The 26265-nt window shown below is 42.4% G+C and carries 20 protein-coding genes, 1 tRNA gene and 1 pseudogene; 12 read left to right on the plus strand and 10 right to left on the minus strand.

The annotated features are described in order from the left end of the window. Positions 1–93 precede the first annotated feature (93 nt). A protein-coding gene (locus M1F25_RS18715) for an IS3 family transposase (protein ID WP_094963266.1) occupies positions 94–1262 on the plus strand; the annotation gives its coding sequence in 2 pieces (ribosomal slippage) (positions 94–343 and positions 343–1262; 1170 coding nt in all). Between the two features lie 123 nt (positions 1263–1385). Beyond that, positions 1386–2180 carry a hypothetical protein gene (locus tag M1F25_RS18720; protein WP_220129044.1) on the plus strand — a complete coding sequence of 265 codons (795 nt, stop codon included), beginning with the start codon at positions 1386–1388 and terminating at the stop codon, positions 2178–2180. Positions 2181–2361: 181 nt separating this feature from the next. On the opposite strand, the pseudogene M1F25_RS18725 reads toward M1F25_RS18720, so the two are convergent. From M1F25_RS18725 to M1F25_RS18735, 3 genes and pseudogenes are all read right to left on the minus strand, one after another. Beyond that, positions 2362–2522, minus strand: a pseudogene (locus M1F25_RS18725) (integrase); the annotation flags it as partial. Positions 2523–2603: 81 nt separating this feature from the next. Then, positions 2604–3869: a tyrosine-type recombinase/integrase gene (locus M1F25_RS18730; RefSeq protein WP_181488751.1), complete on the minus strand. Its 1266-nt coding sequence runs from the start codon at positions 3867–3869 to the stop codon at positions 2604–2606. A gap of 317 nt (positions 3870–4186) precedes the next feature. Beyond that, positions 4187–4271, minus strand: a tRNA-Leu gene (locus tag M1F25_RS18735). Between the two features lie 414 nt (positions 4272–4685). On the opposite strand from M1F25_RS18735, the gene ampH reads away from it, so the two are divergent. The 3 genes from ampH to M1F25_RS18750 all read left to right on the plus strand — a co-directional run bounded on the left by ampH (position 4686) and on the right by M1F25_RS18750 (position 6861). Further along, positions 4686–5909, plus strand: coding sequence for a D-alanyl-D-alanine-carboxypeptidase/endopeptidase AmpH (ampH, locus tag M1F25_RS18740; RefSeq protein ID WP_181488753.1), 1224 nt, complete (start codon positions 4686–4688; stop codon positions 5907–5909). A gap of 203 nt (positions 5910–6112) precedes the next feature. Continuing rightward, positions 6113–6556: a hypothetical protein gene (locus M1F25_RS18745; protein WP_110591072.1), complete on the plus strand. Its 444-nt coding sequence runs from the start codon at positions 6113–6115 to the stop codon at positions 6554–6556. 125 nt (positions 6557–6681) lie between these two features. Next, positions 6682–6861, plus strand: coding sequence for a hypothetical protein (locus tag M1F25_RS18750; RefSeq protein ID WP_094961629.1), 180 nt, complete (start codon positions 6682–6684; stop codon positions 6859–6861). A 57-nt stretch (positions 6862–6918) separates the two neighbouring features. Here the strand turns inward: M1F25_RS18750 and lptG are convergent, their stop codons facing one another. Together lptG and lptF are read right to left on the minus strand one after the other, a co-directional pair. Then, a complete protein-coding gene (lptG, locus tag M1F25_RS18755; protein ID WP_181488755.1) occupies positions 6919–7995 on the minus strand; it encodes an LPS export ABC transporter permease LptG in 1077 nt (358 codons plus the stop codon). Beyond that, positions 7995–9092: an LPS export ABC transporter permease LptF gene (gene lptF / locus M1F25_RS18760; RefSeq protein ID WP_036958756.1), complete on the minus strand. Its 1098-nt coding sequence runs from the start codon at positions 9090–9092 to the stop codon at positions 7995–7997. The genes lptG and lptF overlap by 1 nt, the downstream gene beginning before the upstream one ends. 339 nt (positions 9093–9431) lie before the next feature. On the opposite strand from lptF, the gene pepA reads away from it, so the two are divergent. The 5 genes from pepA (at position 9432) to M1F25_RS18785 (ending at position 17606) form a co-directional block, all read left to right on the plus strand. Next, positions 9432–10943 (plus strand): leucyl aminopeptidase, encoded by a 1512-nt coding sequence (pepA, locus tag M1F25_RS18765; RefSeq protein WP_004264329.1) that lies wholly within the window; start codon positions 9432–9434, stop codon positions 10941–10943. A 257-nt stretch (positions 10944–11200) separates the two neighbouring features. Next, positions 11201–11650: a DNA polymerase III subunit chi gene (locus tag M1F25_RS18770; protein WP_036958827.1), complete on the plus strand. Its 450-nt coding sequence runs from the start codon at positions 11201–11203 to the stop codon at positions 11648–11650. Between the two features lie 37 nt (positions 11651–11687). Next, positions 11688–14558: a valine--tRNA ligase gene (locus M1F25_RS18775; protein WP_181489722.1), complete on the plus strand. Its 2871-nt coding sequence runs from the start codon at positions 11688–11690 to the stop codon at positions 14556–14558. A gap of 158 nt (positions 14559–14716) precedes the next feature. Further along, positions 14717–15211: a GNAT family N-acetyltransferase gene (locus M1F25_RS18780; RefSeq protein WP_004264338.1), complete on the plus strand. Its 495-nt coding sequence runs from the start codon at positions 14717–14719 to the stop codon at positions 15209–15211. A gap of 538 nt (positions 15212–15749) precedes the next feature. Then, positions 15750–17606: a glycerophosphodiester phosphodiesterase family protein gene (locus M1F25_RS18785; protein WP_096864306.1), complete on the plus strand. Its 1857-nt coding sequence runs from the start codon at positions 15750–15752 to the stop codon at positions 17604–17606. 37 nt (positions 17607–17643) lie between these two features. On the opposite strand, the gene M1F25_RS18790 is transcribed toward M1F25_RS18785, so the two are convergent. Genes M1F25_RS18790 through M1F25_RS18800 form a run of 3 tightly spaced genes read right to left on the minus strand, consistent with a single transcriptional unit; the run spans position 17644 to position 20458 of the window. Continuing rightward, positions 17644–18354: an MgtC/SapB family protein gene (locus tag M1F25_RS18790; RefSeq protein WP_112308086.1), complete on the minus strand. Its 711-nt coding sequence runs from the start codon at positions 18352–18354 to the stop codon at positions 17644–17646. A 21-nt stretch (positions 18355–18375) separates the two neighbouring features. Next, positions 18376–19626 carry an MFS transporter gene (locus M1F25_RS18795; RefSeq protein WP_112308087.1) on the minus strand — a complete coding sequence of 417 codons (1251 nt, stop codon included), beginning with the start codon at positions 19624–19626 and terminating at the stop codon, positions 18376–18378. 10 nt (positions 19627–19636) lie between these two features. Continuing rightward, the gene (locus M1F25_RS18800; protein WP_112308088.1) at positions 19637–20458 is read right to left on the minus strand and encodes an MBL fold metallo-hydrolase; all 822 of its coding nucleotides are present in this window, start codon (positions 20456–20458) and stop codon (positions 19637–19639) included. Between the two features lie 302 nt (positions 20459–20760). Between M1F25_RS18800 and M1F25_RS18805 the strand changes: the two genes are divergently transcribed. Further along, complete coding sequence (locus tag M1F25_RS18805) at positions 20761–22941, plus strand: extracellular solute-binding protein (protein ID WP_112308089.1); 2181 nt, start codon at positions 20761–20763, stop codon at positions 22939–22941. A gap of 37 nt (positions 22942–22978) precedes the next feature. Here M1F25_RS18805 and M1F25_RS18810 read toward each other — a convergent pair whose 3' ends face one another. Together M1F25_RS18810 and M1F25_RS18815 are read right to left on the minus strand one after the other, a co-directional pair. Next, positions 22979–24028 carry a UDP-glucose--hexose-1-phosphate uridylyltransferase gene (locus tag M1F25_RS18810; RefSeq protein WP_181488757.1) on the minus strand — a complete coding sequence of 350 codons (1050 nt, stop codon included), beginning with the start codon at positions 24026–24028 and terminating at the stop codon, positions 22979–22981. A 92-nt stretch (positions 24029–24120) separates the two neighbouring features. Beyond that, positions 24121–24273, minus strand: a complete 153-nt coding sequence (locus M1F25_RS18815; protein WP_181488759.1) for an NAD-dependent epimerase/dehydratase family protein — start codon at positions 24271–24273, stop codon at positions 24121–24123. 386 nt (positions 24274–24659) lie between these two features. Between M1F25_RS18815 and M1F25_RS18820 the strand changes: the two genes are divergently transcribed. After that, the gene (locus M1F25_RS18820) at positions 24660–26228 is read left to right on the plus strand and encodes a hypothetical protein (RefSeq protein ID WP_181488761.1); all 1569 of its coding nucleotides are present in this window, start codon (positions 24660–24662) and stop codon (positions 26226–26228) included. Positions 26229–26265 lie beyond the last annotated feature (37 nt).

A 26265-nucleotide genomic window follows, 5' to 3' on the forward strand; every position in this document is an offset into this window, starting at 1 on the left:
CGTGTAAATAACGCTATGTATTGTAGTGGTTTAATAAATTTGGCCACCTGAACAGAGGTGATATGCTCACCTCAGAACAACACAGGTGCCTTAATGAAAAAACGAAATTTCAGTGCAGAATTCAGACGTGAATCAGCCCAGCTGGTTGTGGATCAGAACTATACAGTTGCAGATGCCGCGAAAGCCATGAATATCGGGCTTTCCACCTTGACGCGGTGGGTAAAGCAATTACGGGACGAACGGGCAGGCAAAACACCGAAAGCATCCCCTATCACGCCGGAACAAATTGAGATACGTGAGCTGAAGAAAAAAATTCAACGTATTGAAATGGAAAACGAAATATTAAAAAAGGCTACCGCGCTCTTGATGTCAGACTCCCTGAACAGGTCTCGGTGATCGGGAAACTCAGAGCGCATTATCCTGTGGCCACTCTTTGCTGCGTGTTCGGAGTTCACCGCAGCAGCTATAGATACCGGGAAAACCGGCCTGACAATCCGGACGGCAGGAGAGCCGTATTACGTAGTCAGGTTCAGGAGCTGCACGGCCTCAGTCATGGCTCAGCAGGTGCAAGAAGTATCGCTGTAATGGCAACACACAGGGGCTTCCGGATGGGACGATGGCTTGCCGGACGGCTAATGAAGGAGATGGGGCTGGTGAGCTGTCAGCAGCCTGTTCACCGGTATAAACGTGGCGGTCATGAACACATTGCTATCCCGAACCACCTTGAGCGACAGTTCGCAGTGACAGAGCCCAATCAGGTATGGTGCGGCGACGTAACGTATATCTGGACCGGTAAACGCTGGGCATACCTGGCCGTTGTACTCGACCTGTTCGCAAGGAAACCCGTGGGCTGGGCAATGTCATTTTCTCCGGACAGCAAACTGACAACCAAAGCGCTGAAAATGGCATGGGAAATACGAAATAAGCCATCCGGGCTCATGTTCCACAGTGATCAGGGTAGCCACTATACAAGCAGGCAGTTCCGACAGTTACTGTGGCGATACCGGATAAAACAAAGTATGAGTAGGCGTGGTAACTGCTGGGATAACAGCCCGATGGAGCGCTTCTTCAGAAGTCTGAAAAATGAGTGGGTGCCGGTGACCGGCTACATCAGCTTCAGTGAAGCAGCCCATGCAATAACGGATTATATCGTCGGGTATTACAGCGAAGTCAGGCCGCATGAATATAACGGTGGATTACCACCAAACGAATCAGAAAACCAATACCGGAAAAACTCTAAAACCGTGGCCAATTTTAGTTGACCACTACATCCAGAAGATTTACTGATCGTTGACCCTGAGAAGTCAGATAAAGAACTAGAGTTGCATTTACATGCTCAGTGGTATGAAGTAGAGCGCCAACTGGTGAGCGAAGGCCACGATATCATGCAGCCCCAGAATAAAGAACATGTAGAAGAATATAAGGAGCGACTAAGCGAGTACCTACGCAGAGCTGGGGACCTTAAAAAGTCAGATCTTGCCAATTATGTTTCTCACCGCAAGGTGATTATTGACCTTCTACAAAAATCTATTGAGCGGCTAGAAGACGGAAAATATGCCCGTGAAGATATGATCCATGAACTTATCATGCCTATGCGCAAAGATTCCGGCGAGATTTTCCTTGATTCCTGCAACCTTTGGTTAATTGACGAACGTTTGGCATTTCATAACTATTTAGCTTCGGATAAAACGCTCAACTCGATGCCTATCACTGGCAATAGTTCTACAAAGGAACCTGATTTACTCAGCATGAAAGTATTTGACAACCCACTTCTTGTTAATGACCAAAACAGCTTCCCACTTGCCTCCATTACCGTTGTCGAAATCAAACGGCCAATGCGAAATGATATGCGAGAAGGTGAAGATAAAGATCCTATTGATCAAGCACTCAGTTATTTAGAGCGTATACGTGAAGGGAAGGTAACGACAAAGAATGGCCGCCCAATTCCAGGTAATAATGACATACCTGGCTATTGTTACGTTCTTTGTGACCTCACTGAATCTATGCACCGACGCTGTCGTCGGGGCAATTTGCGGATCACATCTGATGGGATGGGCTATTTCGGTTATAACGAACCTTCCCACGCTTATATCGAAGTGATTAGTTTTGATCAATTGGTGAAAGCTGCAGGAGAGCGTAACCGTGCATTCTTTGACAAACTTGGATTACCATCTGCTTAGGGAGTCCGCTTCACTAATTTTCGATATAAATTGCATGAAATCGCGAATATAACCCATCTTACAAAGCCATCTATACGCATTTACGTACGAATGGCTATTTTAGTTACTTAAAATTCACACTAACCACATTATCCAAGCTCCCCTCCAACTCATCCATGTAATCCGCATACCGCTGCATCATTTATTTGTGTCCATCCACATACTGAACATGGTTATACATGCCACGGTTCGCGTTTTTATCGATATGTGCCAGCTGGGTTTCAACCCATGCTAAATTAAAACCTTTCTCACGATAGTCCCCATCTCGTGGCGAAGACCGTGTCCTGTTAGCCCTCCTTCATACCTAAGCAATTAAATCGCTTTCTTGGCTAACCAGCTTTTGATGAATATCTAGCAAGGTATGCAAAACTGTATCTGCAACCCTCACACTATCTCATTGCCTAATTTCGCAAAACTAAACGGCGAAATTTCCCTCTCCCTATTCGCATCCAGATAATCAGCCCACCACTGCACCATCAGCCTCCGTTCCTCAATATGTTCAGCTCTATGAATATAAGCAGCCCTCACTGAGTTGCGTTCTTGGTGGCTCATTTGCCTTTCTACTGCATCCTTCGACCATAGCCCTGACTCAATCAACGAGCTACACGCCATCGTTCTGAAGCCATGCCCACATACTTCTGTCTTAGTGTCATAGCCCATCACTCGTAATGCGTTGTTTACCGTATTTTCACTCATCGGTTTTCTAGGGTTGTGATCGCCGATAAATATCAATTCATGGTTACCGCTGAATTGATAGATCTGTTTTAAAATCTCAATGGCTTGTCGGCTTAAAGGGACTAAGTGAGGAGTACGCATTTTTGATCCACGATGGGAGTGCTTAACCCCTTCTATCGCTTCGCGTTCAGCAGGGATCGTCCACATGGCATTCTCAAAATCAATTTCATCCCAACGGGCGAAGCGTAGTTCACTGGAACGAATGAAGACTAACAAGGTAAGTTTGACGGCAAGTTTAGTTAAAGGTCTTCCTTTATAATCGTCAATACGTTGTAAGAACTCAGGTAGGCGTTTAAGCTCTAATGCTGCTCTATGAACTCTTTTACCAGTGGCAACTGCACCAGCAATGTCTTGCGCTGGGTTATAGTCAATTAAACCGCTTTGTACGGCATAGCGCATGATGCCTGTTACACGTTGTTGTAAACGCGCCGCCACCTCAAGACGTCCAGACATCTCTACGGCTTTAATCGGTTCGAGTAGATCGCGAGTTTTCAGTTCAGCGATATTACGCTTACCAATAGCAGCAAAGATATTGTCCTCAAGGCTTTTGAGTACTCGATGGCTATGACCTTCTGACCACTTCTTATTTGTTGCATGCCAATCACGAGCAACCTTCTCAAAGGTATTGAACTCTTTTTGCTGCTCTTCCTTTAATTCTTTCTTGAGCTCACGAGGATCGATACCTAAAGCAACTTGCTTTCTAGCGGCATCCCTTCTTTCTCTGGCATCTGCTAAAGAAATTTCAGGGTATACACCAAAAGCCATTAAATGTTGTTTGCCGCCAAAGCGAAAACGGAAGCGCCAATATTTAGAACCATTGGGGTGAATATAAAGAAACAAGCCATCACTGTCTGTCAGTGTATAAGCTTTCTCGTCTGGTTTAGCTGCACGAACTTTCATATCGGTTAATGCCATATTCTTTGTCCTCTTCACCCCAGAGTGAGTATATAAACGAGATATCTCAGATTACAGTTGATGATTTCGAGTGACATAATCAACTATGTACCTACGCCACAGGCTGCGCCTGTATTGCTTTAGCATCGGTAATTCGAGATATAATGAGTATACATTCATTATCGAAGCGGTGTATATACTCAGATGTATACTCACTCGGAGGTTGATGTGGGTTGAGTTAGGTTGACATGCATTGACTGAAAACACGGGGGAAGCCTTGCAAACACTGGATTTCAGATACAAAAAAAGACGTCGGTTGACGTCTCTTGATGTTCTTATGGTGCCGAAGGCCGGACTCGAACCGGCACACCCGAAGGCGGTTGATTTTGAATCAACTGCGTCTACCAATTCCGCCACTCCGGCACGAAGTGATGTGTTTCTTGGAAAACGCTGCCATTATACTTGCCTTGTGTCTACTGGCAACACTTATTCGTGAAGTTACAGTTTGTTCGATTAAAAAAAAAGCATATTCCTTAGATCTGATTAAATCACTGGGAAAGCTTCTTTTGTTTATATATCTATTAATGAGTATGTTAACTTCTCCCAAATTATTTTTCTTATCGCAAGGCTCTGTGGCTGGCGGCAGGTCATTATTTTTGTTAGTTTATCTGCAATCTAATGTCAATATTTAAGGTTTAATCATGGGTTTTGTTGGGTGGATAGCAACAGGTATCTTTATTGGCATCTTAATTGGTGTCGTAATGAAGATTTTCGCTAAGAAAAAATAATATTGGCTGAAAGGTCATTTGCAAACAATCATATCGGCTGGCTTCCAACATGAAGAAATCATTTCTAAAAATTCTGTCTGTATCTGCATTGTCTTTGGTGTTAATGGCGTGCTCAAGTAAGACAGAAAAAGCACCAAAGTTTCTGCAAAGTAATGATATTGAATCCTCAGATTGGCAGGTTTTTGAGGGAGATAGAAGGACTTACGAGCGCGTCGCTAAGATTGTCGATTTGTATGCTAACCGCATTTTTAATGAAAGCAATGCACGGGGCATGGCAATCATTGTTATCGATAATAATCAGGCGTTATCACGCTATTATGGTGAAACCGCACCTGGCAATGGTAAAAAACCCGGTCCAAATTCATTAATTCGCATTGCATCAATTACCAAATTAATGACAAGCGAAATATTAATTAAGCTCGAACAGGATAAGAAGCTGTTAATTACTGATCCGTTACAGCAGTATGCCTACCACGGCGTTAATGTGCCTGATAATGCCAGCGGGCAGCCTATTCGCTTATATCATTTAGCGAGCCATACTAGTGGATTACCTCGCGAACAACCCGGTGGAAAATGGGGTCGCCCTGTTTTTATTTGGCCAACTCAAGATAACCGCTGGGCATGGCTAAAAACAGGTAAGTTAGATGCGACACCAGGCACAGAAGCTTCTTATTCCAACTTAGCATATGACTTATTGGCTGATGCGATGGTTAAAGCTTCGGGAGTCTCTTATCCCCAATTATTTAACCACTATGTGACATCTCCCGCCAAAATGACGAATACCACTTATACCCCTAACAATGCGCAGTGCGCACGGTTAATGGAAGGAACAAAACCAAGCCCTTGCCATAACACACTCGCGGCAGCAGGAAGTGGTGGCGTGTATTCTACCCCTGCAGATATGCAAAAATGGATGCAACAATTTTTATCGACAGACAGTAACTTAAGAAAAGTCACAGCAGCCCGTGAACAAGGCATCTATTTTCCACGTGAAAAGCTTTTAGAAATTAATGGGATGGATGTTGCAGGCCATGCTGATGGACTCGGTCTTGGGTGGGTGTATATGAAGCCTAAAAACGGCACTCCGGGAATTTATCAAAAAACTGGCGGTGGCGGTGGGTTTAATACCTATATGGCGATGATCCCACAGCAAAATATTGGGGTATTTGTGGTGATGACCCGCAAAGATAACAGTAAATTCAGTAAATTAACAATTGGAGTTAACGAACTGGTCGCTTCACTGTCTGCTAACCATGCGTATGGGAAGCATTGAAGGAGTACCGCCGAAGCGTTACAAGCAATGGCGAGTTACACCCCAACCTTAAAACGTGGATTTACCCGCGTTATTACATTAATTGCGACAACAGCCTGAGATATTCAGGCTGTTTTTGATAATTTTCTTAGCCTTTTTTATAATCAATTTTATTAGGTTCTCGATAATATTTTAGTAATGTCACTTACTTATAAGAGTCCATAATGAGAACCAAGAACTCCTCAACAATACTGAACTATCATTCCGAACCACAACGTAAAATTAGCCCAATCGAGTTTAATAACATTCTGAATGATATTAAAAACCACTGTATTAACAGCCCAAAAGAGTTAAAAGCAAGATCGATAACTATCTCAATCCCCAAAAGCTATTCTGATGATCTTGAAATGCTAGCGATTAAAGCCTGTCGACAAGAAGAGCGGCGTATTTATCGAGAAGAATGTTCTGCTGCTTTCAAATTCAAAACACATAATGGGATGAAACGAGGCATTTTTTCTTTAGCTCAACAACTGGCTAATAAAAGCGGTGAAAATATTTTAGCGATGGATCCCCAGCCTCACGCAGCCCTCCCCAAAAGAAAATTATTTCGGCCACAACCGCCATTTATCGCCTTTATCAGCGCACTCGGTTATACACTTTTTAGCTAACAGTAAAAACCGCTGAATATAAACAGTTAGTCGATAACACTCGCCAAAAAGCACAAAATGAATTTACCGAAAAAGTATGGAATCACGCCTACCCTCTTCGTCAGTCATATACCGCTAACGGTGGAATGTTTTCTTACGCCCAACAATTAGCTAACAAAAGCCGTTGCAATATCATTGGTGTTAAAGGTGAATATGTCCCTGCATTAGAGGGAAACAAGCTGCAATATATTATGTTTCGCCCTCAAAACAAACTGTTAGGGATTATTAGTCACTTAGGTAATGTCCTGCTAAGTCAGCGATGCTAAAAAGAAAAAGGGCTGTGAACCCCGAAGACTCACAGCCCTTTATTTGCCTATAAACGGTTATTTTCGTTTAACTAACAATGTGATACTTACTATCAGGAATAGGACGCTTGGCAATGCTGCTGCAATAATCGGTGGCACCGAATACACTAAGCTCCAATTACCGAACCCTTGGTTAAGTACGTAAAAGAGAAATCCCCCCACAATACCTGAAATAACACGAACGCCCATAGGAACGGTACGTAACGGGCCAAAAATAAATGAAACTGCCATTAACATCATGACGGCTGCAGATAATGGCGCTAATATTTTTTTCCACATACTGAGCTCGTAAACAGCAGCAATTTGGCCACTTTCTTTTAAATACGAGACATACTGATACAGGCCGCGGATTGATAACGAGTCAGCATTTAGTGAAACTATTCCTAGTTTTTCTGGGGTTAGGTTGGTTTTCCAATCTACGGTTAATCGCTGTGAACCTGTGATTTTTTTCTCGCTACTAAGAATTGACTCATCCACTTGAGATAACACCCAAAGCTGATTTACCGAGTCGTACTCACCATTTGCAGCAAACATCACAGACTTCAATTTTCGTTGGTCATCAAAACGATAAATAGACACATCTTGAATCGATGTCGCATTATTAATCCGCTGAATATGGATAAAATCATTAGCATCTTTTGCCCACATACCTTCATCTGTCACGACTAATGAGTTACCCACGATTTTTTCTGCGCGATAATTTCTTGCCCACTGCTCTCCCGCAGGTGCGATCCACTCACCAATAAACATTGCGACAATGACCAATGGAACAGCCGTTTTCATCACCGATAATGCGATTTGTAAACGGGTAAAACCGGAAGCTTGCATGACGACTAGCTCACTACGTGAAGCCAGTGCTCCTAACCCCATGAGTGCTCCCAACAATGCTGCCATGGGAAAGAAAATATCAATATCTTTTGGGACAGTTAATAAGGTGAATACACCTGCGCTCAATGCCGTATAGTCGCCATCCCCTACTTTGCGAAGCTGCTCAACAAATTTAATGATCCCTGCCAGTGAAACGAGCAGAAATAGCGTCACTAAAATCGAATTTAAAATGGTCCGACCGATATACCTATCTAGAACACCAAACATCAGGCAACCCCTTTACTCAATTTAAGACGCATACGTCGCATTGGGACGGTATTCCACGCATTTAGGACTATCGCTAATATCAAATACCCCACATTCACCGCCCACATAGTATACCTTGGGTCAAGGTCGCCCTTATCGGCACTATTACGCAATGTACTTTGTAATAAAAAGAAAATGAGGTACAGCAGCATCGCTGGAAGCATGCTTAATACCCGCCCTTGACGTGGATTAACCTCGCTTAACGGCACAACCATCAAAGCCATGACGACAACGGAGAATACAATCGTTAAACGCCAATGGAACTCCGCGTTCACTTCAGGAGTATTTTCAGACCACAGTTGTAGCATATTTTTTTGCTCGACTCGGTCACTACGCGTTTCTGCGGTTTGGTGGTCAACAATAGCTTGGTAATTAACAAAGTCAGTTATTCGAAAATCTCGCAGTAACGCGGTTCCTTCATAGCGAGTACCTTCATTTAAAACAACGACTTGTCGGCCATCGGGGTCTTCTTTCATATAACCGCTATCAGCCACTACAACTGAAGGCCGTTGTTCATTTGCAGCGCGTAGCTGTGCAAGAAATACGTTTTTAAAGTTACTACCTTTTACATCACCAATGTACAGGACATAATTGCCATCTTTAGTGGTTTTAAATTGCCCTTCCACCATCGCAGCTAGCCCAGGGTTCGCTTTCGCATCAGCCAATACTTGCTCTTGATATTGAGATGACCACGGCAACATCCATGTGATATTAGCCACCGCAACCATCGCGGTAATGACCGCTAGGACTAACGCGGCTTTTACTAAAACACTTTTACCTAAACCGCAGGCGTGCATTACCGTGATTTCACTTTCAGTGTAAAGTTTACTGTAGGTCATCAAAAGCCCAAGGAATAGGCTCAAAGGTAAGATAAGCTGCGCCATTTCAGGCACACCTAACCCCAGTAAAGGAAGTACTAAGTTTGAGGGAATGTTGCCCTGAACCGCAGCGCCAAGAATATCTATCGACTTCTGGCTAAAAAAGATTAGCATCAATACAAAAAGTATGGCTAACTGACTTTTCAGGGTTTCCCGTACCAAATATCTAATAATGATCACGCTTATTACGCCTGTGAAAACTTGTCTTTTGGGAAGAAAATGGCTAAGTTCGTTCGATGTCTGCCATTTACTAACATATACTCTAGTTTATTGTATGGCTACAATGATATAAAAGCATTCTCTATACTGGTTGAAATATCAGAACATGCTTAATATTCGAGAAACCAGATATACCCGCCATACTTCATGGTGTATCGCAATTAACAGCATACAACGTGAGCTATTTCGCGTATAGATGGTTAGTTTAACATAAAGAGTTCATTCTCTATGAGGTAGATCATGCGAAACGCTAATTTTAGCGGGAGCATCGGCCTTTGTCTTTAAGATTCAGGAGAACGCATGGAGTTTAGTGTAAAAAGTGGTAGCCCGGAAAAACAACGCAGCGCTTGTATTGTTGTCGGAGTCTTTGAACCACGCCGTCTGTCCCCAATTGCTGAACAGCTGGACAAAATCAGTGACGGATATATCAGCGCCCTGCTGCGCCGCGGCGAACTTGAGGGTAAAGTAGGGCAATCCCTGCTACTCCATCATGTACCCAACGTTCTGTCTGAACGCATTCTACTTATCGGTTGCGGTAAAGAACGCGAATTAGATGAGCGCCAATTTAAACAAATTATTCAGAAAACAATCAGCACGTTGAATGAAACTGGCTCAATGGAAGCCGTCTGCTTCTTAACTGAATTACACGTTAAAGGCCGCAATAATTACTGGAAAGTGCGCCAAGCCGTCGAAACAGCCAAAGAATCACTGTATGTGTTTGATCAACTGAAAAGTAATAAAACAGAACATCGTCGTCCACTGCGTAAACTGGTTTTCAACGTGCCAACTCGCCGTGAATTGACCAGTGGTGAACGTGCTATTTCCCATGGTTTAGCGATTGCTTCAGGTGTTAAAGCGGCAAAAGATTTAAGTAATATGCCACCAAATATCTGTAATGCAGGTTATTTAGCGTCTCAAGCACGTCAATTAGCAGATATTTCAGACAGCAAACTAACCACGCGAGTGATCGGCGAAGAGCAAATGAAAGAGTTAGGAATGAACGCCTATCTCGCGGTGGGTCAAGGTTCACAAAATGAATCGCTGATGTCCATCATGGAATATAAAGGCAATCCAGATCCCGACTGCAAACCTATCGTACTCGTAGGCAAAGGGTTAACCTTTGACTCTGGCGGTATTTCAATCAAACCATCCGAAGGCATGGATGAAATGAAATACGATATGTGCGGCGCGGCTTCTGTTTACGGTGTAATGCGCTTTATCACTGAATTGCAGTTGCCAATTAATGTCATTGGGGTATTAGCAGGCTGTGAAAACATGCCTGGTGGGCGTGCTTATCGTCCGGGTGATATTCTTACTACCATGTCTGGGCAAACCGTTGAAGTCCTCAATACGGATGCCGAAGGCCGTTTAGTTCTGTGTGATGCACTCACCTATGTTGAGCGTTTTGAACCTGAGCTAGTTATTGATATCGCGACCTTAACAGGGGCTTGTGTCATTGCATTAGGCAGTCACTACACTGGGTTGATGTCAAACCACAACCCATTGGCTCATGAGTTATTAAACGCGTCAGAGCAAGCGGGTGACCGTGCATGGCGTCTACCACTAGCTGATGAGTATTTTGACCAAATCACGCCTAATTTTGCTGATTTAGCCAATACGGGTGGCCGTCCTGCTGGTGCTATCACCGCGGGTTGTTTCTTGTCTCGCTTTGCGACGAAATATAACTGGGCACACCTTGATATCGCAGGGACTGCTTGGCGTTCAGGTGCAGCAAAAGGCGCTACTGGTCGCCCTGTCTCCATGCTAGCGCAGTTCTTATTGAACCGTGCAGGCCTTAATGGTGATGAATAACCCGATTTAGCGCTTTAGCTGTACATCACTTGTAAAAATATCCCGATGAGCATTTATGCGACTCGGGATATTATTTTTGGTTTTTTGATACACCAAGAAAGCCATTTTGAGGCAGCTATAAAAAAGGTTATAATTCAACATAGACATAATTCTGCGCTTGGTCACCAAAAACGCGTAGCCCACATCCCATACAAAAGTATGTGACTAAGGCGAAAGTGCGTAGCCAACACCCCTACAAATTGAAGTATGACGGGTATATGAAAAAAGGTACATTTTACCAACTAAAACAGGCATCACCACATCCTGAACTTGAAGCCCATGAATGGCTAGCTTGTGAGCTTGCCGCACAAATGTGGCGCAGTGGAAAGCGTGTTTTAGTTGCTTGCGAAACACAGCAACAAGCTGAAAAGATTGATGAGGCCTTGTGGCAACGCGATCCACACCAGTTTGTCCCGCATAATTTGGCGGGTGAAGGGCCGCGTTATGGTGCACCGATTGAAATTTGTTGGCCTGCTAAACGGGGAAATACCCCACGCGATGTCCTGATTAATTTACAAAATCAGTTCGCAGATTTTGCCACGGCTTTCCATGAAGTGGTAGACTTCGTACCTATTGATGAAACTTTAAAACAGTTGGCGCGTGAGCGGTATAAAACTTACCGTAGCGTCGGCTTCAATTTGACTATGGCGGCGCCGCCAACTTACTGAATACAAAAAGATAATGGAAAAGAAACCAGATAGCCCAATGAATGAGCCTTCGCTCGATAAAACGTATAACCCCGCAGAAATTGAGCAATCTCTATATGCTCACTGGGAGAAAAGCGGTTATTTTAAACCTAATGGGGATACCACCCAAGACAGCTTCTGTGTTGTCATTCCACCGCCGAATGTCACTGGTAGCCTGCACATGGGGCATGCCTTCCAACAAACCATCATGGATACGATGATCCGCTATCAACGTATGCAAGGTAAAAATACCTTATGGCAAACGGGAACTGACCATGCAGGTATCGCAACTCAGATGGTTGTTGAGCGTAAAATTGCAGCAGAAGAAGGTAAAAACCGTCACGACTACGGCCGCGATGCGTTCATTGACAAAATCTGGGAGTGGAAAGCGGAATCCGGCGGTACAATTTCACAACAAATGCGCCGTTTAGGCGACTCTGTTGATTGGGATCGCGAGCGTTTTACTATGGATGAAGGCTTATCTAAAGCCGTTAAAGAAGCGTTCGTTCGCCTTTATAAAGAAAACTTGATTTATCGTGGTAAGCGCTTAGTTAACTGGGACCCAAAACTTCACACGGCAATTTCTGACTTAGAAGTTGAAAACCGTGAAATCAAAGGGTCTATGTGGCACCTGCGTTATCCATTGGCTGATGGCGCAAAAACGGCTGAAGGCAAAGACTATTTAGTGGTCGCGACTACCCGTCCTGAGACCATGTTAGGGGATACCGGTGTCGCCGTTAACCCTGAAGATCCACGTTATAAAGATTTAATTGGTAAAGAAATTATTTTGCCAATCGTTAACCGCCGTATTCCAATTGTTGGTGATGAACACGCTGACATGGAAAAAGGTACTGGCTGTGTGAAAATCACTCCAGCTCATGACTTTAATGACTATGAAGTCGGTAAACGCCATCAGTTAACAATGATTAACATGATGGACTTAGACGGCAACGTTCGTAACGAAGCGGAAATTTTCGATACCAACGGTAACCCATCTACCGCTTATAGCTGCGAAATCCCAGAAGCTTACCGTGGAATGGAACGTTTTGCAGCGCGTAAAGCTATCGTCGCAGAATTCGAACAACTTGGCCTGCTGGTTGAAGTGAAACCTCATGACCTGACGGTGCCTTACGGTGACCGTGGTGGTGTGGTTATTGAGCCTATGCTAACCGACCAATGGTACGTGCGTACCGAGCCTTTGGCTCGTGATGCCATTAAAGCCGTTGAAGATGGCCGTATTCAGTTCGTTCCTCGTCAGTACGAAAACATGTATTTCTCTTGGATGCGTGATATTCAAGACTGGTGTATTTCTCGCCAACTGTGGTGGGGCCACCGCATTCCTGCATGGTATGACGAAAAAGGCAATGTCTACGTGGGTCGCGATGAAGACGAAGTTCGTCGTGAAAACAACTTAGGTGCGGATATTGCTCTGCGCCAAGACGACGACGTACTGGATACGTGGTTCTCTTCCGGTCTGTGGACATTCTCTACTCTCGGCTGGCCTGAAAATACCGACGCACTGAAAACATTCCATCCAACAGATGTATTAGTCAGTGGCTTCGATATTATTTTCTTCTGGATTGCCCGTATGATCATGATGACCATGCATTTCATCAAAGATGAAAACGGCGAGCCACAAGTGCCATTCAAAACCGTTTATATGACAGGCCTGATCCGTGATGAAGAAGGCCAAAAAATGTCAAAATCCAAAGGGAACGTTATCGACCCATTAGATATGATTGACGGTATATCTTTGGAAGATTTACTTGAAAAACGTACTGGCAACATGATGCAGCCACAATTGGCTGAAAAAATTGCTAAACGTACTCGTAAACAGTATCCAGAAGGGATCGAAGCCCATGGTACTGATGCACTACGCTTCACTTTGGCGGCATTAGCGTCAACAGGCCGTGATATCAACTGGGATATGAAACGCCTGTCCGGCTATCGCAACTTCTGTAATAAATTATGGAATGCGAGCCGTTTCGTTCTGATGAATACTGAAGGCCAAGATTGTGGTCAAAACGGCGGCGAAATAAGCTTCTCACTGGCTGACCGCTGGATCATGGCGCAATTCAATCAAACAGTGAAAGCTTACCGTGAAGCGTTAGATACTCACCGTTACGATATCGCAGCGGGTATTTTGTATGATTTCACATGGAATGAATTCTGTGACTGGTACTTAGAGCTGTCTAAACCTGCTGTTCATAAAGGTAACGAAGCACAAGTACGTGCGGCTCGCTTCACCTTAATTGAGGTATTAGAAGGCTTACTGCGCCTTGCTCACCCAATCATTCCATTTATCACTGAAACCATCTGGCAGCGCGTCAAAGTGGTTAAAGGTATTGATGCCGATACTATTATGTTGCAAGCGTTCCCTGAGTTCGATGCGGCTAAAGTGGATAAGCTCGCGCTAAGTGACCTTGAGTGGATCAAAGAAGCCATTATTGCTGTACGTAATATTCGTGCAGAAATGAATATCTCTCCAGGTAAGCCACTGGATGTGATGCTGCGTGGTGCTTCTGCTGATGCAAAACGTCGCGTTGAAGAAAACCAAAGCTTTATCAAATCAATGGCACGTTTAGAAAGCATCCGCGTACTGGCTGATGGTGAAGAAGCACCGGTTTCTGTCACTAAACTCGTTGGCGGTGCAGAGCTGCTGATCCCAATGGCTGGCTTAGTCGATAAAGACGCAGAACTGGCTCGTTTAGATAAAGAGCTGGAAAAAGTGGTGAAAGAAATCGAAACCATTGAAAGCAAGTTAGCTAACGAAAGTTTTGTGAGCCGTGCGCCTGCTGCCGTTGTTGAAAAAGAACGTGAACGCTTAACTGCCAATATTGAAGCAAAAGCTAAAATTGAAGCGCAAAAAGTGACCATCGCCTCTTTATAATTATTAATTAGCTAATCATTTTTAAGCCCTTATCGATTCGTTGATAAGGGCTTTTTATTCAAGTATCATCAAATGACTGCGTTCGCAGTTCTCAGATTGAAGTTCCCTTCTGGTTCTCTCTACACTGAGTTGTACACAATAATAATCAAGAGTTTCACATGACAACACAAAACTACAAAATTCGTCCTATCGAACAACAAGATAACGCAGGTATTGCCGCGGTAATCCGCGAAGTTTCTGCTGAGCATGGCTTAACCGCAGACAAAGGCTTTGCTGTTGCTGACCCTATTTTAGATACCTTATTTGAGGTTTATAGCAAACCGCGTAGTGCTTACTGGGTGGTGGAAATGGATGGCGAAATTGTTGGCGGTGGCGGTGTTTCACAAGTCGCGGGAGGTGATAACGATACGGCAGAATTACAGAAAATGTATTTATCTTCCGTGTTACGTGGCAAAGGCTTAGCAAAACAAATCGTACTGATGTCACTGGAATTTGCTAAAGCGCAAGGCTACACTCGTTGCTATTTAGAAACGACCAAAGAACTTCAAGCTGCTATTAAGTTATATGAAAAATTAGGGTTTGAATTTATTGATGAGCCACTGGGTAATACTGGCCACAGTGACTGTGAAATTCGTATGTTGAAAGCGTTATAATTCTGCTATAGGTAAAATAGCACCTATAGAAGAGATAACTTGAAGTTGGGCCCCCTATCAGGGGGCTATATTCCTTATTAAGTCCCAAGCAATTCCATTTGTTGGTCGAGTTCCTGATCGGCTTTATCCTGATACCATAATAACGCCTGATGATCGTTTCATTTCCCCCACCAGTATCAGCAAAAATACCCCCTAGCCCAAAAATGGTTATCTATTGTGTTCATTGCCTTCAAATCAGTGCTAATAAATACCGCTAAATACGCTTAAGGTTAGGGGAATTCTAACCAAGCTCGATACCATATAAACCAGCTTTGCTGATTTATATGCACCTACGATTTGTTGACCTTTTTTGAAATGACCAATAACTAAGCCCAGTAATAATGTGAGACATGTCACCTAACTGAAATTTTCCCCTTTCCCAAGACCAATGCGGCTGGTTGTTCAGTTTTTCCATGCTGTACTGAATAGACCAAATACTCTGGGATAGTGCTCTATCGATTTATCTCAATTGTTCAATACCTAATAATTAAGGAACAGAATGAATCTTCAATTCGCTAATTTCAAAAAAAGCACATTGAACTTACTCGGCACAGCCGTATTGACTTTAATTCCCATTACAGCAAATGCAACATGCCCTACAGGGCAAGAACAATATGATCGTTTAGATTTCATAGGTAAAGATGACACCGTTGTTTCCGTGGACCATAGGGGAGATATGAGTGGCAAAGTTCCGGAAAATAGCCTGCTTGCGTTCCAAGGTTCATACAAAAAATGCAGGCACGCGATAGAAACGGATGTCAGACTTTCCAAGGATGGGGCTCTAATGGTTTTTCATGATGCCAATATAGGTCGTGTATTGGAAACAGGTTACAACCCCGAAACAAATAGTGGCCCGAATCCCCCTATATCAAGTCTTACTCAACAAGAAATTCAATCAAAACAAATGCATTCTGTTAACTGGGATGTAACGAGTCAATATGTACCAACGGTTAATGAAGTTATCTCAGATTACATAGCAAACAATGGTCAATCTCTTTTTTATTTTGATATTAAAGATGAAAAAGCAATTATTATGGTTGCGAAAGCGATTTCTGAAGAAGCTAAAACACATCCTGATGTTCTAAAGCGATTTATTGTCAAATTTGGTATGGAGCATGTGCCAACTTATGAAAAGTGGCAAGAACTGCTTATAAAGGAAGGCGCGAACTCCGCCGTTATGGCAAACCCTTATATTAGTCCCTGGGGAGCGGAAAAAATCAATAAAATGGATATACCTAACCCTCCAGGTGAACAATATGAGGACAATACCAGTCGAGCGGTTGCCTCTTGGGCTCGGCAACCAGCTAAATTGGTGCCAAATGTTGAGGTTGTGATTAAAAACTCAGATGATTTTATTACAACTACGAAGCGTCTTTCAGATCAAGGTATCTATGAAAAGCCAACTAGCTTAGAAAGTGATAACACATTTAAAGGCTCAATGGCTCGAATGATCTCAATTATTAAAAGCAAACAAAAAGCACTAGGGTTATTTGTACCCAACCCAGATTTCATTCAATGGAAAAAAGACAAAGTTACTCAAGGAGTAACAATTAAGAGCACTACGGATGGTCGGCAGTTAAATATTGAAAGTGCCTATATTCTTAATACCGGTAACTGTTGCTACACAATGGAAGAGCGACTAGGTCCTAACGAGCAAGAAGATATCCGCATGAACTTAGCATGGGCCAGAAGTATTGGTGCAAATGTAATTACGGTTGATGACCCTGACTCCGTTGATACTTATTACAGAATGCAAGACGAGTTGGATAAAGTCGCAATTCCAGTTACTGTAAAACCGTCAAAAGAGATGAACTCCGTCCTTTCTCGTCAACTTAATTTGCTAGACAATTTTCCAAAAGAAAACAGTATATTTATCAAGCCGTGGTTAGGTGAAGCGGCCTGGGGTTGGGGAGGTGTAGTCTGTCTTTGGGATAACTTTGATGGCGATCATTATGCTTGGACCTATCGGTGCGATTATGCCAATGCGACTGCTGATGGTTATCATAAAATATTTCATACAAAAGTGGTTGAAAAGCATAAGTATTCTTCAGAAGCAGGCGCTGCTATTCAAATTTTTAATGAAAACTCAGAATACTGCCTAACCATAGATAGAGATGCACAAAGACGATTGTTGTGGGAAAAAAACTGTAACACCGTGGAAGATAAATCTCTATTTATTTTCGATAGAAACCATTTAATTCCTGTTCGGTATTATCACTCAGAAACTGGGCGAAAAATGGTTAGGAATGTGAACCAAGGAATGTATGGACTTGATATGTATGGCTCTTTGACAGTTGATAATTATGTAGAAGATGACACATGGGGACTGTGGGGGATATATAACAGTAGTAATTGATAGTAATATTAGGCCAGACAAATTGTCTGGCCTAATATTAATGCTCTAAAGTCACCGCGTGCACATGTGGGAGTTGTTTGAGTGCTATGTAAAACTCAGTTAACGTCATTTTTTGCCTGACATTGACTCTCAAATTAACTTCAACACGCTCCTTTTTCAAATCCCGAATATTTAGACTGTCTATTATATTTTTGTTCAATTTCAGATAGTCAATCATTAACTGCAAACCATCCTCATCATTGAACAACATTCGGATATTTAATTTACCAAGTTTTCTGCTCTTTGCTTGATAGAGCAAGACTTGTGGGCTAATCCATATTGCAACAAAAAATAAGACAGTCACTGCGATGGCATGAATATAAAAACCATTTCCTGACGCAATACCAATCCCAGCTGAAGCCCACACAATTGCAGCGGTTGTTAAGCCTGAGATGGCATCATCGCTGCGGTGCATGATGACCCCTGCACCTAGAAAACCAATCCCGCTGATAATCTGCGCGGCTAGCCTCATGGGATCGCTACGTATATTGTCGGATATCCCAGCGTAGTATTCAGCGGATTGTATTGACACAATCGTTAACAGGCAGCTGGCAACTGAAATAATAACACATGTGGTAAATCCGACCGGTTTACCTTTTGCTTCCCTTTCTAAACCAAGGAGGCCACCTAAGACAAAGGCGACCGTCAACTTGATTAATGTAGGAGGAAAGTTGCTTAACTGCTCATAAACATAGGTTAAGCCTTCCATTTACCTCTCTCCTTACTCCATTTATTTCTCTACAGCAGCATCCACATTGTGATTATCTTGCTGCGTTGTTTTCTTTTTCGAAACATCATCTTTAAAGAAGATGAGGAAGAAGACTAATACAACGGCTGCAACTACTGTTGGGTAATGCCAATAGGTAACCCATTGAGGAAGTGATGTGGCTCCTGTATCTGTGACTGTATTGTTGAAAATATAACCACAGACAGTTGACGCAAATAATAAGCCTGCACCATTAGAGACGATAAAGCGGATCCCTTGAGCTTGAGCGCGGATTTCTGGGCGCGCCTTTTTATCAACATAGATGTCGCCAGCAGTAAAGAAAAAGTCCCAACACAAGCCTTGCAGTAACAGACCAATGATAATAAACATCGTGCCAGTATCCATTGCTGCATAGGAGAAAAGGACAGTTCGGACAATCCAAGAGCCAATACCTAATGCTAATGTAATTTTAAACCCGAATTTTAACAGCACGAATGACAATACAAACATAAAGACGATTTCACAGGCCACGCCAATCTGCATCATGGATGCTGCGTTATCGAACCCAAGCGCCTTAATGAATACCGGAATATAAGCGGAATAAGCTGTTTTTGGGATCATGAGCACAAAGATGCTAAACATGAGAATTGCGAAATAGCGGTCTTTAAATAAAGAAAGTGCGTCAAGACATAGAATATCCCTAGGCTTAAATGGTTGGTCTTTAGCTTTCGGAGGAGTGTCCGGCAGTGTTAAACAGTATAGCGCTAGCACAACACCTGCACCCGCAGCAATGTACCAAGTCATGGTACTACCAGAGAAGCCCATTTCACCCATGATGAATCCCACAACCATGAAACCGAAATTTCCAAACACTCGGATAACTGGGAACATTTTCACGCCGTTAATGTGTGAGAAAGTAATACTGTTAGAGAGCGCTGTGGTTGGGTAAAATAACAAACCGACGATAAAGATCAGAAACAAGGTCATTCCAACATTCTGCGCTTCCACAAATTGAGGCACCGTTAGCAACACACCTGCATTGATAATGTGAAGTACAGCCATAACCTTTTGTGATGAAAAGAATCTATCCGCAATCATTCCGATGAATAGTGGTGACATGATAGTCGCCAGCCCCAGTAAGGCATAAGCATTACCAATGATGTTAGCCATTCCATAAGAACTCAATACCAGTCCCATCGTCATATTCCATGCACCTTGCATGAAATATTGGACAAACATCATGATCAACAGCCTGGAAGTTATATTCACGCTCATAGTGATCTCCTTAGTTTGCTTCAACCGTGAGGCCGTCAGAAGCAACTAAAATGTTATGTTCAGCGCAAATGCTTTCCAGATTTTCATGTAATAAACGCGCGCTATGTGAGATATGGGAAACCAATGTTTTTGTTTTCGGGTGTATACAACCTTGGGCTTCCAGCTTTTGTTTGGCTGCAAACACGGTTTCCAAACTCATGTGGTTGTCCGTTCTATCATCACCATTCAAGCCATAGGTACATTCTAAAACAACGATATCCAACGGCTTATCGACGAGCCAATTCCAAGTCAGTTCAGGGAACCAACCGGAGTCATGTCCATAAAAAATACTCTTTCCAGCTTTCTCTACATGATACACAAAACAATATTCCCACTTTGCATGATTAGCCAGCAAAGGCGTGATTTTATAGCCATTATGCTCAACTGTTTCATAGGGAACCATACAATGAAAACCGAAGCGTTCTTTACTGTAACCAGGTAAAACACTGATAGAGCCATTAATTGCTCTGTCGTTACCAAAAATGTGCAAAGGGTGGCATATTTCGTAGCCATAACCTTCCATACGGCTATATAAATCGCCAACATTAAAGTGGTCAGGGTGAGTATGCGTAAAAAGAAGCGTTTCAATATCAGTCGCATCACGACCATCTCGCAATAACTGATGGCTGAACGTCGGAGACATATCCACTAGCATAACATCATTAATGATAGCGGATGACTGGGTTCGAATATCTTTTCCGCCAATTCGGCGAGCCTCTAAACAGTGTTCACATCGACAAAATGGGTTCGGGATACCTTCGGAAGCAGCTGTACCTAAAAAATGGATTTTCATAGTGAATTCCTTTTATTTGTAATTATCATGCTTATTTGCATTTGATACGTATCAATATATATAATTTAAGACAATCACAAAGCTTTTATAGTGAATTAAGTGATCACGTTCAAAGTAAAATTCACTAACACCTAAAATATCAATATATTAAGCAATAGTTAATTAGACGTATAGGAATTGAATTCATTATGCTCTTAGTCATACAACAGGATGCAAAACATGATACGAATCAATTTCATTTATCTTTATATAACCTCAAATTAAGGTATTATTATTGACAGTCAATTTGGAGGGGATAATCAATGGCAACGATGAGGGATATTTGTAGGATTGCTGGTGTTTCACACGGCACTGTCTCTAATGTGTTGAATGGGCGTGGTAACGTCAGCGTAGAGAAAATGGAAGCGGTGTTAAATGCAGCTAAAGTACTGGGCTATAGCGTTAACACGCAAGCTCAATTACTCCGAGCAAATACAAATATTAAGATTGCTATTGTACTCCCCCACCTAACATCAGAAAAATACACTGTACTATTCAACTCTATTCGCCAAACGATTGAAGATTACTCAGACTTGCCATTTGATGTCTTTCTGACTGATGACCTAAAGTCTAAAGAACTGAAAATATTGCAAAAAATCGCTTCTGGTGGATACAAGAGTGTTATCTCTGTTAGTTGTCTTGACGATGCTGCAATTTATTTTGATACGCTTCAAATTGCCCCTGAAAATGTAACTTTTGTCTATCGAAAACCCCAAAATGCTAAAATCCATTTTGGTCTTGACTATGTTCAGGCAGCTGAAGCCATCGCAAATCAGATAGCAAAAGACTCATATAAGAGAATTGGAATTTTTGCCGAGGCCTCACATAATTTGAATAGTGAGGAGTTTGTCCGGGAAGTACGGCTATCATTACAAAAAAACGTACCGAATGTCGAAATTGTTGTATGTTATTCAAGCGACCTCGAATCTTACAATACCGCATTTGATTTTTTCTCTAATAACCAAAAGTTAGATGCAATCATTGCGCAAGATCTCGAAAGAACTCGATATATCACTCAGGCTAGTTATTTCGGGAGCTCGAGAGCGGCACCCCGTATTTTTTCATTAACGGGCAGCACACCGCCAATGGTTAATGGAATATATTGCTCCCCAATTAATTACGCCCAATTAGGTCAGGATGTTGCCATTCGCTTATTTCAAAATGAGGGGAAAAAGTTAGAACAGGAACCGCAAGTCTCCAACCCTTGTAGCCATGTTTACACCAGTGAGGTTAGAGATGGTGAACGTCTTCGAATTGATACGCTTAATTTACTAACGATACCCAGTCCTTCAACCGACGCATTACAAAAACTGCTTCCTAACTTTTTCGCCCAAACAGGAGTCCACGTTAATATCTCTGTTCGCCCCTTTGGAGAGATATTCAACATCCTTAATACGATAGAAGAGCATGCTTTTTACGATTTATTACGCGTTGATGTCGCTTTCTTTCCTTGGTTTGCAGAAAAGACACTCGTTCCGCTTAGTGCGATAGGTAATGGATTAACAGACTTACAATCAAAGTACACAGAGCAAAAGCAGAGCCGATTCTGTTTGGTTAATGGCACGGCCTATGCAATGCCGTTGGACGCAAGTGTACAACTTATGTTTTACAGAAAAGACCTATTTGAAGACCCAATTACAAAGCGCATGTACTTTGAATCGACAGGCAAAGAGCTGAAAGTTCCTTCCACTTTTGAAGAATACGACAGAATAAGCCATTTTTTCTATACTCATCGAGAAGCAGGCAACGAAAATAAGCCTTATGGCTCATCTTCGACAACAGGAAGTGCTGGAATAATTTCATCAGAGTACCTGCTACGCTATTATGCCGCAGGTGGACGTTTGTTTGACGCTAGTACAGAACCGAGCTTAAGCCCTTTGATTGCTGAGAAAGTGCTTGCTGACTACATAAACCAACTCTCCTACACAGACCGGATTAACAGTGAGTGGTGGGGAGAATCGATAAAACGGTTTGAGTCAGGAGGCCTTGCGATGAACATCGCGTATATGAATTTATTTAACGATGTAGCTCACAGTCCTATGTCCAATAACATTGGATTCGCCCCAGTGCCTGGAGGAAAGCCTCAAATTGGCGGTGGGGTTTTAGGTATGTCACGTTGTAGTAAAAAGACAGAATTAGTCGAGCATTTTTACCGCTGGCTTTACTCTGACGTCATTCAGGATCATATACTGATGCTTGGTGGAAATACTATTCAACGTAATTATATTTATATGCAAGAGGTTAGACAGCGTTATCCTTGGCTTTCGCTTTCATATAATGAAATTAGGACTGGAGTCCGTGAATCCACAATGCCTAATGGAGAAGCATTTAATCTTCGTCAAGCTGAAAATATCATTGGCCGTGGGGTCATTGATGCTTTAGATGGGTTAATGACCATTCAGGAAACCATTCAGAAGATAAATCTAGGGTTAAAAAATCTTTAAAAATACAGGCCACAGCCTCTCGGGGCCGTGGTCTTGTTCAATTTTTATAATGTATATCACTAACTGCTCTTAGTTTCTCTGCTGCTTGTTCTGGCGTCAAATCTCGTTGCGCTTCAGCCAACATTTCATAGCCTACCATAAATTTTCGTACTGAAGATGAACGTAGTAAAGGCGGATAAAATTGGGCGTGTAATTGCCAATGGTTAATGTTCTGGCCGTCCTTAAAGAAAGGCGCAAAGTGCCATCCCATCGAGTAAGGGAAAGATGTTTTGAACAGGTTGTCATAGCGTGAAGTGAGCTTTTTTAATGCAAGTGCGAGATCACTCTGCATCTCTTCCGTTAATTCATTCATGCGATGAACAATTGATTTTGGCATCAATATTGTTTCAAATGGCCAAGCAGCCCAATATGGTACCACTGCAATCCAATGATCCGTTTCTACCACCGTGCGTTTTCCGTCACTCATTTCAAGGGCTGCATAGTCCAAAAGTAGATTGGAGCCATTTTCCTTATAGTAACGCTGTAGGTTTTCATCTTTTCGCTTTATTTCGTTAGGAAGAAAATCAGAGGCCCAAATCTGCCCGTGAGGGTGCGGTTGTGAGCACCCCATCATTTCACCTTTGTTTTCAAATGCTTGAACCCACAAATACTCTTCTCCAAGTTCAAACAGTTGTTCACTCCATGTTTTCACGACGTCTTTAATTTGTGAAACACTCAGTTCTGGCAATGTTTTACTGTGATCTGGAGAAAAGCATATCACTCGACTAAGGCCTCGCACAGCTTGAGTGCGGAGCAAACGGGTTACATTTTCAGGCTGCGCAGAACCTTGCTGCGTTAGGGCAGAAAAATCATTTTGGAAAACAAAAGTTCCCTTGTAGTCTGGATTTATCTCACCTGAAACTCTTTTATTTGTTGGGCATAAAAAACACTTTTCGTCATATTCAGGCTGTTTTGTCGCTTCAGGAGCCTCATCCATGCCATTCCATGGTCTTTTAGCACGGTGAGGTGACACAAGTACCCACTGGTCAGTTAGCGGATTATAGCGGCGATGTGGCACCTCTGTTGGGTCGAATTTTGGTAAATTCATGTTGGACCTCATTTATTAACATTTGAATCGTTGTAGCCTTCCGGATTATTACCTTGCCAACGCCAAGTATCATCAGCCATATCCTGAATGCTTCATGTTGCCTTCCAGTGGAGTTCACATTGGGCTTTCTCTGGTGTTGACCAATACTCTGTCACAGGGATATAACCCGCTTTAATGAGCTCTACACAAGTATGGCTTCCGATATACCCCATTCCCCCTGAAACCAAAATTTCTACTTTTTCCATATTGACCTCGCTGAATCGATTTTACCAATCATACGATTTGAACGTATCAATTCCATGTATTGATGTTAGAAATTGAACAGAGATCACAATACATATCCAAAATTCATTTTGATCACGAATTGCCAATAAGGTTCTTTCGATTGTTTTTACATGGCAGGCTTTAACTTAATTATTGCAGTCGCTGTTATGTTTGTTTTTGCTTTTTTAAGTTGTATACGTACCAATTCTTAGGCATTGAGATTGCTCTCTTGTGTTTTGCATCTACACTTTTGATTAGCGAACGGAACTATTTGATATTGCGCGCTTTATAATAATATCAACCGCAGTAATCACTAAAAAAGCAAACGGACTTGGCCATCCAAATTATGAACCTTAAGGCGTCCAACATGACAAACACAGTTAAGTTAATAAAGTCATTGTTTTATATGATGTTAATGCTCTTTATTTATGGGTTTCCAGTGCATGCAAATGAAATGAAGGAAACAGAATCGTGGGTAAGCTGGGGGCAGCAATCTATCAGTCTGGGTAGTCCTCCAATTTATAGCTTTAAAGCCAAAAGTGATGTAAGAGTGAGAAATAACGAAAGGCCTCTATTGGTAGACGTCTATCTACATAATATGAAATATCAAGGGCCCAGTTACGACCAGACACGAGTCCGAGTAACCGCATCAGCTAAGCACGTGATTTCTGGAAAATTGATGCGACAAGAATCAAACGAAGTATTTGGAAAAATCAAAGAATTTAAAACACGGTTTGAGTTTCCTGCTATCCGTTCAGGGGATTACGAAATCGAAATTGAAATGATAAAAATTGATTATCTCGATGATAACTATCCTGTCTGGTCCTTTTTAATTAAAGGAGCTGATAGCCGAAAAGGAACTTCATTCATAGCAGGACAAGCTGCCTATGAGGCTAATCGAATTCATTTAGCAGCATCAGATGTACAAAAGACTAAGAAGGCAGGTCAATACGTTTTCGGTCAAAGAAAAGATCACACAGATTATTACGAAGTCCCTGTTATTCTCGGATCGGAAAGTTATACAGTTAAACTGACCGGTAGCCTTCTGATGATCCCTAAACTTATTGATAGAGTTCGCTATGTATATCCACATCTGCTAGGAGATATGCATAAGGGCAAGTCTGAGCGCTGTGAATACAACGTTTATGCTACCGTAGATTATCAGCATCAAAACGCTGAAATCTATACACCGTATGAAGCTTGGCAAGAGCTTGATGGCCCTTTAGTGGCACTAAATGCCAATTTCTTTGATGTCCGCAAGCAAGCTGCGCAGACCAACTGGAAGATGAATCGGTGTTCATCTCCAATGGGTATGTATTATGACAATGTAACAAAAGGGCCAACTCAAGGTACTCATAATTCTCCAAATAAATACCTCGCGGGCTTGCCTTATTTTATAAACCCTAACAACTATAAATCTATCAAACTCGATACAATGCTTTGGCTTGATGATGTTTATTCACATCGCATGCTGATTCATGCAGACTCACTGGAAGCAAAAAATGTCGAACAACAAATGAAAGAGTTAGACCGTGATGGATTCAAATACATTGCTGTTTCCGGTGTGGGGATTAACGACCGAATAGAGGATCCCTCCATTACCCCAGCATATGCAGAGAGAGGGTTGGGTAGAGTGGCTATGAGTTTTAATGAAGATGAAAATCTGATTTATATTTATCAAGGAGGAGATGTGGATGATGGTCTAGACCGTCGCGAGCTATATGGCCTGTTCAAAGCATTACATGTAGATAATGCAATTGAGTTCTCTGGTGGCCCATACGCTGCTATCGCAATCAAAGATGATAGTTTCACTATTTATGGTGGAATAAGAACAAAATCTTCTTGTCCTGATAACCGTGTATGGTGTTCAGCACCTACAAACGAAAATGGGCAGCCCGGCGCAACACCTGCATGGTTAGGCATTTCAAACCGTTAATTCCCTTTCACCCCGAAGAAATGGCACTGTATTCGCT

Origin of the sequence: Providencia sp. PROV109 (genome assembly GCF_033681625.1) — a bacterium.
GTDB classification, from domain to species: Bacteria; Pseudomonadota; Gammaproteobacteria; order Enterobacterales; family Enterobacteriaceae; genus Providencia; species Providencia hangzhouensis.